The sequence below is a fragment of the Bradyrhizobium iriomotense genome, assembly GCF_018130765.1.
Classification (GTDB): Bacteria; Pseudomonadota; Alphaproteobacteria; order Rhizobiales; family Xanthobacteraceae; genus Bradyrhizobium; species Bradyrhizobium iriomotense_A.
In genome coordinates this window covers 57,787-71,090 of the sequence record NZ_JAFCJZ010000027.1, presented here as the reverse complement: position 1 = coordinate 71,090, position 13,304 = coordinate 57,787, and the positions used below count along the sequence as shown (strand labels likewise).

Annotated in this window: 9 protein-coding genes and 1 pseudogene; 1 reads left to right on the top strand and 9 read right to left on the bottom strand. The window is 66.2% G+C overall.

Translation table 11 applies throughout. The features are described from left to right. Positions 1–5: 5 nt before the first annotated feature. The 3 genes from JQ635_RS33610 to JQ635_RS33600 all read right to left on the bottom strand — a co-directional run bounded on the left by JQ635_RS33610 (position 6) and on the right by JQ635_RS33600 (position 3,247). A complete protein-coding gene (locus JQ635_RS33610; protein ID WP_211414062.1) occupies positions 6–1,661 on the bottom strand; it encodes a copper resistance D family protein in 1,656 nt (551 codons plus the stop codon). A 1-nt stretch (position 1,662) separates the two neighbouring features. After that, positions 1,663–2,025: a copper resistance CopC family protein gene (locus JQ635_RS33605; protein WP_211414061.1), complete on the bottom strand. Its 363-nt coding sequence runs from the start codon at positions 2,023–2,025 to the stop codon at positions 1,663–1,665. Positions 2,026–2,197: 172 nt separating this feature from the next. After that, positions 2,198–3,247 carry a HoxN/HupN/NixA family nickel/cobalt transporter gene (locus tag JQ635_RS33600; RefSeq protein WP_211414060.1) on the bottom strand — a complete coding sequence of 350 codons (1,050 nt, stop codon included), beginning with the start codon at positions 3,245–3,247 and terminating at the stop codon, positions 2,198–2,200. 242 nt (positions 3,248–3,489) lie between these two features. Between JQ635_RS33600 and JQ635_RS33595 the strand changes: the two genes are divergently transcribed. Then, positions 3,490–5,280, top strand: coding sequence for a peptide ABC transporter substrate-binding protein (locus JQ635_RS33595; RefSeq protein WP_211414059.1), 1,791 nt, complete (start codon positions 3,490–3,492; stop codon positions 5,278–5,280). Positions 5,281–5,337: 57 nt separating this feature from the next. Here JQ635_RS33595 and mdlC read toward each other — a convergent pair. From mdlC to JQ635_RS33565, 6 genes and pseudogenes are all read right to left on the bottom strand, one after another. Further along, a pseudogene (gene mdlC / locus JQ635_RS33590) lies at positions 5,338–6,946 on the bottom strand (benzoylformate decarboxylase). Between the two features lie 36 nt (positions 6,947–6,982). Continuing rightward, the gene (locus JQ635_RS33585) at positions 6,983–8,431 is read right to left on the bottom strand and encodes an aldehyde dehydrogenase (RefSeq protein WP_211414058.1); all 1,449 of its coding nucleotides are present in this window, start codon (positions 8,429–8,431) and stop codon (positions 6,983–6,985) included. A gap of 39 nt (positions 8,432–8,470) precedes the next feature. Beyond that, the gene (locus JQ635_RS33580; RefSeq protein ID WP_211414057.1) at positions 8,471–9,793 is read right to left on the bottom strand and encodes an MFS transporter; all 1,323 of its coding nucleotides are present in this window, start codon (positions 9,791–9,793) and stop codon (positions 8,471–8,473) included. A gap of 74 nt (positions 9,794–9,867) precedes the next feature. Beyond that, entirely contained in the window at positions 9,868–11,577 is a 1,710-nt protein-coding gene (locus JQ635_RS33575) for an FAD-dependent oxidoreductase (RefSeq protein WP_211414056.1), read from the bottom strand. Positions 11,578–11,623: 46 nt separating this feature from the next. Continuing rightward, positions 11,624–12,103 (bottom strand): MarR family winged helix-turn-helix transcriptional regulator, encoded by a 480-nt coding sequence (locus tag JQ635_RS33570; RefSeq protein ID WP_211414055.1) that lies wholly within the window; start codon positions 12,101–12,103, stop codon positions 11,624–11,626. 168 nt (positions 12,104–12,271) lie between these two features. After that, positions 12,272–13,219: an ABC transporter substrate-binding protein gene (locus JQ635_RS33565; RefSeq protein ID WP_211414054.1), complete on the bottom strand. Its 948-nt coding sequence runs from the start codon at positions 13,217–13,219 to the stop codon at positions 12,272–12,274. Positions 13,220–13,304: the final 85 nt, after the last annotated feature.

Below are 13,304 nucleotides of genomic sequence, written 5' to 3'. Positions count from 1 at the left end.
CGCGTTCAGGCTTCGCGGTAATCGAGCAGGATCAGCCCGACCAGGATGAAGGCCACCGGCCAGATCCAGGCCGCCGCCCGGCTGACCCGTCCGTCGAGCCGCAGCTCGAGCCAGCGCGCCCAGCCGGCGGCGACGCCGCACAGCGCGAGCGGGGTGTGGCTCATCTCGATGAGCAGCTGGTCCTTGATGTTGGCGATCGCATGGGAATGCGTGAGCAGCAGCGCGCCTCCGAGCGCCGTGGTCAGGGGAAACACCAGGGCCGCCGGCCCGGCCTTGCTGCCGCGTAAGCGCACACGCCATTCGAACAGCCCGAACACGGCGATGAGAAGCACGAAAATGCGATGCTGCGCCACTTCGGGATCGCGCAGCGACTCGAAGAAGCCGGCCGGGCCGAGCGGCCAGGCCTGCTCGTCGGCGCGGAAGAACAAGAAGGCCGCCATCGCAAGGAAGAGCAGCGGCCAATGCCGCGCCCAGCGGCCCCAGCGAAAATGCTCGACCAGCGCCAGGAGCCCGATCAGCACCACGAAGATGCCAGCCCAATGGTGGTTGTACTCGGACCAGGCGATGTCCTCGGCATTGCGCGGCAGGATCGTGCCCTCGCCGGGAACATAGGCCGCTTGTGCGTTGGCGCGCCCGGCGTCCGCAAGCGTGATCTTCGCCTGGAGCTGCGCGACGGTGAGCTTGTCGTAATCCGGGCTGGTCAGGCGCGGCGGCCATTGCGGCGTGGCGCGCTCGACAATCTCATGCCAGGCGAGGCGATCGTGCGGGAGATCCGCGCCCGGCGGCAACGAGGTCAGGGACGCGGCGGCGAGCAGCACGGTGAGGCCGATGCCGATCTCGACCTCGGCGAAACGCTTCAGGCGAAGGATCGGCGTCGATGGATCGCGGCGCAGCCGCTCGACCAGGAAGTAGTTGCCCGCGCCAAGCGTCAGCAGCATCAGGAGCAGGCCGAGCTTGGCCAGGGTCATGACACCATAGGCGGTGCCGTAGATCGCCGCGACCGAGCCGATATAGTTCGCGGCCATAACGAGGCCGCCGCAGACGATCGCGGCAACCGCGGCCATCGACATCAGCGAATAGCGGCGCGCGATCAGGCGCCAGTCGCCGGCGTCCTTGCAGCCGTTCAGCGCGATCAGGAAATAGGGAAGACCGCCGATCCAGACCGCCGCCCCCGCCATGTGGCCTGCGTCGGACAGCAGCAGCGGCCAGCGCACATCCGGCCGGCTGGCCGCATGCGTGAGCCGGGTCTGCATCGCCAGCGCCAGCACCGAAAGGGCGAGAAGTGCAGCGGACCGCAGCCGGTGCGCGGGACCGTTCGCCAGGACGGTGATGCCGACTGCGCAAGCCGCGATGACGAGGTCGGCACGGCCGAAATCGGCGCTGACCGCCTCGCTCCAGGGCACCTGGAGCGTCCCGACCAGCGCGGCCGCATTGAGCGCCAGCGAGGCGACGGTGAGGAGCGCCCATGCGAAGGCGCTGAACCGCAGGAACGCGCGGCATCGCTCCTCGATCGTGAGGCCATAGACGGAGAGCTCCGGCTGCAACGGTCCCCACAGCAACAGCTGAAACGCGAGACCGCCGAGGGTGAACGACTGGGCGATCAGGATCAGGCCCCGCAGGACCACCGACAGATAGCCGAAGATGTCGAGGAGCAGGTACACGTCAGTGGACGGTGAACGGAATGTCGCCGCGGGTGATGTGCCCGTCGACGCTCAGCACCTGCCAGCGCAAGTGCCATGCCCCTGCCGGCAGCAGCGTCGCATCGGCGTTGAGCTCGTCGGCGGGCGCATCGGAAGCCGGCGTCAGGGCGCGCGCCGCACCGTCCGGAGCCAGCAGCGTCAGTTTGGAGCGTGCGCGATCGATCCGGCTGTTGAAGTGCAGGCGGATCGCCACGGTATCACCGGATATTGTCGCGCCGGTTGCCGGCGAGGACGAGACGATGATGGCGTGGGCCTGGGATGCGTTTGGATGAGCAGAAAACCACAGGGCAGATAGAACGAACGCGATTCGGAAGAACGCGCGCATGATGCTCACTCGCTGTCGACAGCCGCCTGTTTCACCCGCCCCCTGGCGTGTGATCCTTACCGGACGCTATGTTGGCGCGAGTTGGTCGTTCGCAAGGGCGCGCGGAATTTTGATCTGATCACGGATCGCGGAAAGTCGCCGATTGTTGCCGTTGCGACACACCAGGGTGCGATCACCCCGGCGCGGCATCCCTGCTCAGCTGGTCAGGATCGACCATCCGCCGCCGGTCGTTCGGAGCCATGCGGCGATAGAGCACGACCGAGAGCAGCCATGCGATCACGAACAACATGATCACGGCGAAGCCGACATTGGCGAGCGAATCGTTGAGGGTCTCAACCAGCCACCACGGCCCGCCCGACAGACCGAGCCGGTCCGCGATCAGACCGAGCGCCTCGATGCCGCCGATGAACAGCGCAACCGCGACGGAGGCGCCGGTGATCGTGAGATTGTACCAGAGCTTGCGATAGGGATCGACGAAAGCCCAGCGATAGGCACTCACCATCAGCGCGGAATCGGCCGTGTCGACCAGCGCCATGCCGGCGGCGAACAGCGCGGGGAAGACCAGCACCTGCGCGAGCGAGACGCCGCGCGCGGCTTCGGTGGCAGAGATGCCGAGCAGGCCGATCTCCGTCGCGGTGTCGAAGCCGAGCCCGAACAGCAGCCCGAGCGGATACATGTGCCAGGGCCTGGTCACAAGGCGGAACATCGGAGCGAGACATCGCGCCATGAACCCGCGGGCGGCAAGCAGCGCCTCGAGCTGCGCGGCGTCATGGACGCCCTGCTCGCGCACCTCGCGCAGGATCCGCCACAGCCCGGCGAAGATGGCGAGATTGATCGCCGCGATCACCAGCAGGAACAGCGCCGATACCGAGGTGCCGATCAGGCCGCCGATCTCCTTCAGCAGGCCATCGCCGCCGAAGCTCACGACGCCGAGCGCGAGCAGCATGGTTGCGACCAGGACGACCGTGGAATGGCCGAGCGCAAAATAGAGACCGGCGCTGCGCGGCGTATCGCCCGCCTGCATCAGCTTGCGCACGGCATTGTCGATCGCGGCGATATGGTCGGCATCGACGGCATGGCGCAGGCCGAACACCCAGGCCAGCAGAGCAGTCGCCATCACCGTCGGCCGGTCGCCGAACGCTGCGAAGGCGAAAGCCCATACGGCGATGTTGGCGGCGATCAGCCCGCCGAACAGCACGCCAGGCTCGAACGCCTGCCTCAAGACACCACCTGACCGAACCACGCCACCTCCAAGTATGATGTTTATACATATCCATCATACTGGCCAGCAAGAGCCGGGCCATGTTGCTGCGGCGCGGCCGATCGCCCGGGAACGCGCATCTGGGCGCGTTCGTCATTTCGCCGCAGGGTATCCCTTTGACTCCACGACATCAGGCGTCCCAAGCTAGAGTGCACGTAACTTGCATGCCGGTGACGACTTTTTTGTTGAGGTGGAGGCATCTGATGAACGAAAACGACATCCGGGGTCTGATCGCGGAGGTGAAGCACGGCACGCTGTCGCGACGCTCGTTCATCCGGACCATGGCTGCGGTCGGGATCGCAGCGCCGGTCGCAAGCCAGATCCTGCTCTGGAACGACGTGGCGATGGCGGATGCGACGCTCGCGTACAAGCCGACCCAGGCCGGCGGCGGCGGCCCGCTCAAGATCCTGCTCTGGCAGGCGCCCACTTTGCTCAATCCGCATTTCGCGAACGGCACCAAGGACCAGATCGCCTCGCGCGTCTTCTTCGAGCCGCTCGCCGGCTGGGACAAGGACGGCAATCTCATCCCCTGCCTTGCCGCCGAGGTCCCGACCAAGGCGAACGGCGGCCTTGCAGCCGATGGCATGAGCGTGATCTGGAAACTGAAGCAGGGCGTCAAATGGCATGACGGCAAGCCCTTCACCGCCGACGACGTCGTGTTCACCTGGCAATACGCGGCGGATCTCGCAACCGCGGCCTACACCACGGGCTCCTACAAGGACATCAAGGTCGAGAAGATCGACGACCACGCCGTCAAGGTGATCTTCAAGGCGCCGACGCCATTCTGGGCCGACCCGTTCGTCGGCTCGGTCGGCCAGATCCTGCCGAAGCATCATTTCGGCGATTATGCCGGCGCAAAGTCACGCGAGGCTCCCGGCAATCTGAAGCCGGTCGGCACCGGCCCATACAAATTCGTCGAGTTCAAGCCGGGCGACTTGATCCGCGCCGAGCGCAACCCCGATTACCACGTCAAGAACCAGCCGCATTTCGACACGCTCGAGGTCAAGGGTGGCGGCGACGCGGTCTCTGCGGCGCGCGCCGTGCTGCAGACCGGCGAATACGACTATGCCTGGAACATGCAGGTGGAGGAGGAGGTCCTCAAGCGCATGGAGGCGGGCGGCAAAGGAAAGCTCGACGTCACGCCCTCCGGCAACGTCGAGTTCATTATCCTCAACACGACGGACCCGTGGACCGAGGTCGACGGCGAACGTTCGAGCGTCAAGACCAAGCACCCAACGCTGTCCGATCCCGCCGTCCGCCGGGCGATCAATCTCCTGATCGACCGCGACTCGATCCAGAAGTTCATCTACGGACGCGGCGGCGTCGCAACCGCGAGCTTCGTCAACGCGCCCAAGCAGTTCAAGTCGCCCAAGCTGAAATACGAATTCGACGCCGACAAGGCCAACAAGATCCTCGACGAGGCCGGTTGGACCAGGGGCGCGGACGGCATCCGCGAGAAGAACGGCAAGAAGCTCAAATACGTGTTTCAGACTTCGACCAACGCCCCGCGCCAGAAGACCCAGGCCATCATCAAGCAAGCCTGCCAGAAGGCCGGCATCGAGATCGAGATCAAGGCGGTCGCCGCATCGGTGTTCTTCTCCTCTGATGTCGGCAACCCCGACACCTACTCGAAATTCTATGCCGACATGGAGATGTACAACACGACGCAGCCGCAGCCCGATCCGGAGCGCTTCCTGAACCAGTGCGTCTCCTGGGAGATCGCCAGCAAGGACAACAAATGGCTGGGCCGCAACAATTCGCGCTATTCCGATCCCGAGGCCGACAAGGCCTACAAGGCCGCGCAGAACGAGCTCGACCCGGTCAAGCGCGCCGCGCTGCTGATCAAGGTCGACGAGATCTTCTGCGAGGCCAACGTACTCCTGCCCCTACTCTCGCGCCACATCGTCAACGCCGGCGTCAACAACCTGATGGTCGACATGTCGGGCTGGGACGTCACGACGTGGAATCTGGCGAGCTGGTATCGAAGCTCGTAGCCGCAAAGGATGTAGAATGCGTAGCGCCGCGGTCGGTTTGTCGCGGCGCTTCGCAATTCAGCGTGAATGGCTGAACAGGTCCGTCGTGGCGTCGTCGACCGCGATCTCGACCAGCGCGGGACCGCGCGAGGCCAGCGCTTCGCTCAGGATACGGTCGACATCGCCGGCATCGGTGAGGCGCTGGCCCGCGCAACCCATTCCCCTGGCGAGCGCGACGAAGTCGAGCCCGGGCAGGTCGATTCCGGGCGGGTGATGGGCCTGCATGAGCCGGCTGAAAGCACGCATCGCGCCATAGCCTGAATTGTTCATGATCACGAAGGTGATCGGCAACTGGCGTTGCGCGGCGGTCCAGATCGCCTGGATGCAGTACATCGCCGACCCATCGCCGATCAGGGCGACGATGCGGCGGCCGGGACGCGCCAATGCGACACCGACCGAGGCCGGCAGGCTGTAACCGAGTCCGCCGCTCGCCATCGTGTAGAAGCTGTCGGCACCCGGCCTCGGCAGGAATTGTTGAATGGCGGGACGATGCGATGGCGCCTCCTCGACCACGATCGCATCGCGCGGCATCAGCGCCGACAGCCGGCTCAGCGCATAGGTCGGAGGAATCGGATTTTGCGCCGCAGGCGCGGCAGGCCGCGTGCGCGCGGCCGGCATCTCGCGCTTCGCCACGGCGGGCAGCGCCGCCTGAAGCGCGACGAGCGCCTTTGGCAGCGTGCTGATGATGGTGTCTCCAACGGCCGCAGACGCGGCCTCAGTCGGATCGTCGGTGATCTGCCAGACCGGCGTTCCGTCGTCGAGCAATTCGCATTGTCCTTCGACATGGAAGGTGAACACCGGCGCGCCGATCACGACGATCAGATCGGCGTCGCGCAAGGCGCGGGCGAGCCCTCCCGGCGCGGCCGGAAGGAAGCCTGCGAATCGCGGATGCAATTCCGGAAAGCTCGAACGGCTCGACATCGGGCTTGCCCACACCGCCGCCCTCGCCCGTTCGGCGACTGCGATCATCGCATCGACACAGAAGCTGCGATCGATTTCCGGCCCGACGACGAAGACGGGCCTCCTGGCCGACGCGATCGCAGCGCCGAGCCGAACGATCGCCGCCGGGTCCGGCGCAAATTCGGTCGCGATGTGGCGGACCGGCGGAGCCACAGCAGGCCGCGCCCAATCAATCCGACGGCACCGACACGAAGGTCGGGCCGCGTGGATGCTGCATGGCGGTGAGGAAAGCCTGTGCAATGGCCGCGGGGACGTCCTCGGCGCGCGCCGGCTCCGCACTCCATTTCACATAGGGCTTTGGAAATTGCTCGGCATCCTCGGCGAAGAGATAAGGCCGCATCCGCAGCAGGCTGCGCGCCTGCTGGCCTGCCGTCACCACCATCGGCGTCTTGTTGCGAAAGGCCGTGAAGAGATTGCCGAGCGCGTGACCGAGCCCGGCTGCCGAGTGCAGATTGACGAAGGCCGGCCGCCCCGTCGCCTGCGCATAGCCGTCGGCCATGCCGACGACGCAGCCTTCCTGCGGGCCCAGCACGTAATCGATGTCGTCGGGCCAGTCGCCGAGGAAGGCAAGCTCGGTCGAGCCCGGATTGCCGAAGACGCGGTCGACGCCGAAGGAGCGAAGCACACCGAAGGTCGCTTCCCGAACCGTCAGGACTTTGGAGTTCATTGGTCGTTTTCCTTGGGTGCTTCGCTGCTCGCGCAATCAGAACGGATAGTGCTGCGGCTGCGTCTCGATCGTGATCCAGCGCAGATCGGTGAATTCGGCGATCCCGGCCTGGCCGCCGAAGCGGCCATAGCCCGATCCCTTCACGCCGCCGAACGGCATCTGCGCCTCGTCATGCACGGTCGGGCCGTTGACGTGGCAGATACCGCTCTCGATGCGCTGCGCCACCGTCAACGCACGCGCGACGTCGCGGCCGAACACCGCGGCCGAGAGGCCGTACTCGGTGTCATTGGCGAGCCGCACGGCCTCGTCGACGCCGCGGGCACGGATCACGGAGACGACCGGACCAAAACTCTCTTCGGTATAGATCCGCATGCCCGGCACGACGCGGTCGAGCACGGTCGCCGGAACGACCGTGCCGGCGCGTTCTCCGCCCGCGAGCTTGACGGCGCCCTTGGCGATGGCGTCGTCGATCAGCGCGACGACGTGCTTGGCCGGCGCTTCGTCGATCATCGAGCCGACGACCACCGGGCCGGAGCGCGGGTCGCCGGCCGGAAGCGCGCTCGCCTTCTTCGCGAGCTTCTCGACAAAGGACGCGGCCACCGCCTCGTCGACGATCACCCGCTCGGTCGACATGCAGACCTGGCCCTGGTTGATGAAGGCGCCGAACGCCACGGCCGCGACGGCAGCATCGAGATCGGCATCGTCGAGCACGACCAGCGGCGCCTTGCCGCCAAGCTCCAGCAACACCGGCTTGAGGTGGCGTCCCGCGAGCTCGGCAATGACGCGGCCGACGCGGGTCGAGCCGGTGAAGTTGATCCGCCGCACCGCAGGATTGGCGATGAGACGCTCGACCACGGCGGGCGCATCCGCCAGTGCATTGGTCACGACGTTCACCACGCCGGGCGGGAAGCCTGCGTCCTTGAAAACCTCACCAACCAGCCGGTGCGTTCCCGGGCAGATCTCGGAGGCCTTGAGCACCACCGTGTTGCCGCAGGCGAGCGGCGTCGCCACCGCGCGCACGCCGAGAATGATCGGCGCATTCCACGGCGCGATGCCGAGACACACGCCCGCCGGCTGGCGCACGGACATCGCAAGGCATCCCGGCTTGTCGGACGGGATCACCTCGCCTGCGATCTGCGTCGTCAGCGACGCCGCCTCGCGCAGCATGCCGGAAGCGAGCTTGACATTGAAGGCCGACCAGACCTCGGTCGTGCCGATCTCCGCCATCATGATCTTGATGAAGGCATCGCGCCTGGCATCGAGCGCATCGGCCGCCTTCAGCAGCAGCGCGCGTCTTGCGTTGGGGCCAAGCGCAGACCATGCGGGAAGCGCGGCGGAGGCCGCCGCCACCGCGGCATCGGCATCCGAAGTCGTCGCGGCGGCGGCGCGGCTTGCGATCTCCTGCGACAGCGGATTGCGCCGCTCGAACATCTTGCCGGTCGACGCGGCCTGATCCTGGCCGTTGATGAGAAGACTGACGTCCATGAGAACCTCCCTGATGTCTTGCTGATGTCTTGGCCGGGCTCAGCCGAGCAGCCGCGATTTGCTGGTTTCGTGCGCGAAGCCAAGCGCGATCATCGCCGCAAGCGCGAGGGCCACGTAGTAGCCCGTGATCGCGTAGGTGGAGCCCGTCTGCGCAAACAGGCTGGTGGCGACGAGCGGCGCGATGCCGCCGCCGAGCACCGTGCCGAGCTGCTTTCCGATCGACACGCCGGTGAAGCGGATGCGGGTCGGAAACAGCTCCGGGAAATAGCTTCCCTCGGTGCTGAACATCAGCGGATGGATGATGCCCGCGGCAAGGATCACCGCGCCCGTTATCAGAAGCGTATCGCGGCTCGCGACCACGCCGTAGAATGCGAACATCGAGGCGGCCGCGAGCACGACGCCGGCGAGGAACAGGCGCTTGCGTCCGATCCGGTCGGACCAGGCGCCGATCAGCGGCATGGCCACGAGCCCGACGAGATTGGCGAACAGCACGGCTTGCGTGATCACGTCCTTCTGGACACCGAGCTGACGCGTCGCAAACGAGATGGTGAAGATGGCCGTCAGGTAGAAATACGACGTCTGCGCCATCTCGGCGAAGAACACGATGAGGATCGGCCGCCAGTGTCCTTTGATTGCCTCGACAGCCGGCACCTCTTCGGACTCTCCGGCCTCGCGGAAAGTCGTGCTCTCCTCGATGCGCCAGCGCATGTAGACGCCGAGCGCCACCAGCACCGCGCTGATCAGGAACGGCACGCGCCAGCCCCATGACAAGAGGTCCGCCTCAGGCAGCCGCGAGATCGCCAGCGCGGCGAACGAGGCGAGCACGACGCCGACGGGGCCTGCAGCCTGGATCACCGCGGCCGAGAAGCCGCGCCGATGGCCGGGCGCGGTCTCGATCGCCATGAGGATCGCCGCGGTGGATTCGCCGCCGAGCGCAAAGCCCTGGAGGAAGCGCAGCACGACGAGCGCGACGGTCGCGCCCAAACCCGCGCTGGCATAGGTCGGCAACAACCCGATCGACATGGTCGCAAGACCCATGAGCAGCAGCGTGCACAGAAGGACCGACTTGCGGCCGAGGCGGTCGCCGAAATGGCCGAACACGAGACCGCCGAGCGGACGCGCCAGGAATCCGACGGCGAACGTCGCGAACACCGCGATGGTGGCCGTGAGCTGATCGAACTTCGGAAAGAACAGCTGGTCGAACACCAGCGGCGCGATCAGGCCGTAGATGAAGAAGTCGTACCATTCGATCGCGGTGCCGATGGTGCCGGCGATCAGGATGCGCCGGCGGCTGCTGGCCGTCTGCCCGGCGCCGACGGTGGCGACCCGATCGTCGTAGTCCTCGAATGCTCCAGTGGTCATGTTTCCTCCTCCGGTGTCTTGTTGTCTTGTTGTTATTGGCCGCGCTGCCGCATCGGTGCGGCGGCGGAAATTGCTCAGCTTGCCAGCCGCGCGCCGTCGCTCGCGCTGTGCCCGAGCGCACGGGCAAGGACGCGTCCGATATTTCCGGCCTGCGATGCGGCACCGCGCCAGGCCACGATCTGGTCGGGACGTATCAGGGCGAGATCGGCCTCATAGAGGTCGCGCAGAGATGCCGGGAGCTTCACGAGCTTCACGTCGACGCCGAGCTTGCGGACGGCATCCGTGACCGCAGCGCGAGCCGGCGCGACCTCGCCAAACTGGAGCAGCGTCCATTCGAACCCGAACAGGTCGTACAAGGACACGCCGTCCTCCAGCCAGGCATGCGGTGCGCGGCCGCCGGGACAGGCGCTCGGGATGTAGACGTTCGCGGCATCCGGCGGCGGCTGGCTGCCATCGGAGACGATGATCGGCGAGCCGTCGTAGCGTCCGCCGAAGGTGACGCCGGGGATGTTGAACTCGGCGCGGGCATGCTGCTCGAGATAGACGCCCGCCGTCTGCCGCGCCGCGCCGCCGGCGTCCGTGGCGTCCTCGATGTCAGGCGCCGGCGCGAACAGACCGAGGGAATCGGCAAAGCGCCGCGCATAATCGGTGTTGCGCAGCGCCACCGGTCGCCGCTCAATCTCGTAGCTGTCGAGCAGTGTCGCCGGGCTGACACCCTTGACGACGCTGGCAAGCTTCCAGCCGAGATTGACAGCGTCCTCGATCGCGGTGTTGTAGCCGAGCCCGCCGGTCGGCGTGAACAGATGCGCCGCGTCGCCGCCGAGGAACACCCTGCCCCGCTGCATCCCATTCGCGACCAGCGCATGACCGGCGGTCCAGGTCAGGAACGACAGCACCTCGCATTCGATCGGCGCGCCGCAGGCACGCTGGAACGCGGCCCTGGCCTCGTTGACCGTGATCGCATTCTCGTCCTCGCCCGGCCGAAGCTGCGTGTGAAAGGCGAATTCGTCGCGCCCGTTCACCGACGCCATGAAAGCGCGGCGATCGCCGTTGAAGCAATTGTACATCCACGCCTTGGCGTGCGGGACGCTGGCGTAGAACTCCGGCGAACGAAGATAGACCGCCAGCATGCGGCCGCCCATGAAATCGCGCTGCGTCCCGGTTTCGCCGCCGTAGACGATCCCCAGCGATTGCCGGACCATCGAGCGCGGTCCGTCGGCGCCGACCAAAAAATCGGCCCGGACCTGGAAGCGACTGCCGTCATCGAGACATTCGATGTCGCCGACGATGCCGTCGTCGCTTTCGGTGTAGCCGATCAGACGGTGACCATAGTTGAGCTTGATGCCGGCAAGCCGTTCGGCGTGGCGTCGCAACACCGCCTCGACATATTTCTGCGAGACCCGGTGCGGCAGCTCCGCCGCGCTCCAGGAGCCCGACATGCCCTTGATCAGCTCGCCCGCGCGTGATGATGACGGCAACGCAAAGCGCGCCAGCTCGTAAGCCGTATAGCGCGTGAAGTAGGCAACGTCGGTCGGATAATCCGCGGGCAGACCTTCGCGCCTGATCTCGTCGGCGAAACCCAACCGCCGATAATGCTCCATCGAGCGCGCCTGCGTCGCATTGGCTTGCGGATTGAAGGCCGTACCGGGCTTTTCATCGACCAGGATCGCGGACACGCCGCGTCGGCCGAGCTCGTTGGCCAGCATCAGCCCGCAAGGGCCCCCGCCCACGATGAGCACCGCGGCCGTCAGACGTGTTTCCAAGACGCTTCTCCCTACCAGCATTATCTTGCATGGTAAGGTAGCCTGACGATATCGTCAAGTAGCCTGACTAATCGGCATCATCGAGCGTGTCGAACCTCTCGCCATAGACCGCCAACCCCTTCAGGATCGCGTCCATGGTGGCCTTGCCGAGCTCGGCGCGCATCTCCCGCTCGGCGACGTCGACGGCGTCCCGAAACGCATCCAGCCATTTGCGCCCGGCCGGCGTGAACATGACGATGCGCGCGCGCCGGTCGGTCGGGTCCGCGATGCGATCGACGAGACCGAGCTCGGCGCATTGATCGACCAGCTCGCCCATCGCCTGCTTGCTCATGGAGGCGCGGCGGGCGAGCTCGGTGAGCCGCGTCCCCTCCACGTCGAGATTGCGGGTCAGGCTGACATGGGCGATGCGTGTCTCGTCGTGCCCGCGCTCGCTCATCAATTCGAGCACGCGGCCTTCGAAGCGCCGCACGGCGTTGTTGAGCAGGCGACCGATATTGGCATGCCGCCACGCGGTGCCGGATGCTGTGCCGGGGGTCTTGGCTTTCACGAGATCTGCTTTCCGAATCGACCGATCGAGATCGTGCCACGCTAACACAACAGGCAGCCCGGCGCGCTCGTACGGCCGATCAGCGCAGTTGCGTTGGCGGCGAGCGGCGTCGAGCAAAACGCCGCCCGTCATCTCGTGTTTCGGGCGTTCTCGGTAGCGGACCGCGTCTTACTGCGAGCGATCCGAGGTCCAGCCCTTGTACTCGGCGACGTTGTCCCTGGTCACGAGCTTGGACGGCAGGAGCTCGACGGTCGAGGCCGGCTTCTGGCCGTTGAGAATGCCGACACCGACCTGCACGGCCCGCCGCGCCATGAAGAACGGATCCTGCGAAGCCGAGGCCTGGACCTGCGGCGATTGCGGATCTTTCAGCGCGGCCTCGATATCGGGCGCACCGTCCACCGCCGTGATGACAATGCCCGTACGGTTCTGCTGGCGAGCGGCAAGGTCGGTGCCGATCGCCTGCGGGTCGTTGATGGCGAAGATGGCGTCGATCTTGGGGAAGCGCGTCAGATAGCCCTGCGCGACGGTGAGACCGCCCTCGCGCGAGCCCTTGCCGTCCTGATCGCTGGACAGCACCTTGATGCCGGGATTCTTCGAGAAGACGTTCTTGCAGCCGACGACGCGGTCGATCACCGCGGAGACCTGCGGCCCGTTCTCGATGACGACGTCGCCCTTGCCGCCCAGCTTGTCGACGATGTACTGGCAGGAGATCTCGCCGGCCTGCACGTTGTTCGTGGTCACGGTGGCATCGGCGCCTTCGGCCGCGGTGTCGACGGCGACGACGACGATGCCGGCGCCTTGCGCCTTCTTGATCGCCGGCCCGATCGCCTTGGGATCGCCGGGATTGAGCAGGATCAGGTCGACGCCGGCGGCGATGAAATTGTCGATCTGGGTGACCTGCTTGCCGAGGTCGTATTCGAAGCCGACCGCGGTGATCTTTACATTGGGATTGGTCTTCTTCGCCTCGAACTCGGCGCCCTTCGACAGCGCGACGAAGAACGGGTTGCCCATCGATCCCAGCGAGACGCCGATCGACTTGAGCTCCTTGGCGAAGGACGGCGCGGTGCTTAGGGCAAGCGCCATGGCGGCGCCGGCGAGCGTGATCGTCTTCAACATTGGTTTCCTCCCTGGTCTGTCTTCATCCCCGGCACGGCAGACCAGTTGCCGCAACGGAACTTGCATCAAACCACGCGCCCTCAGG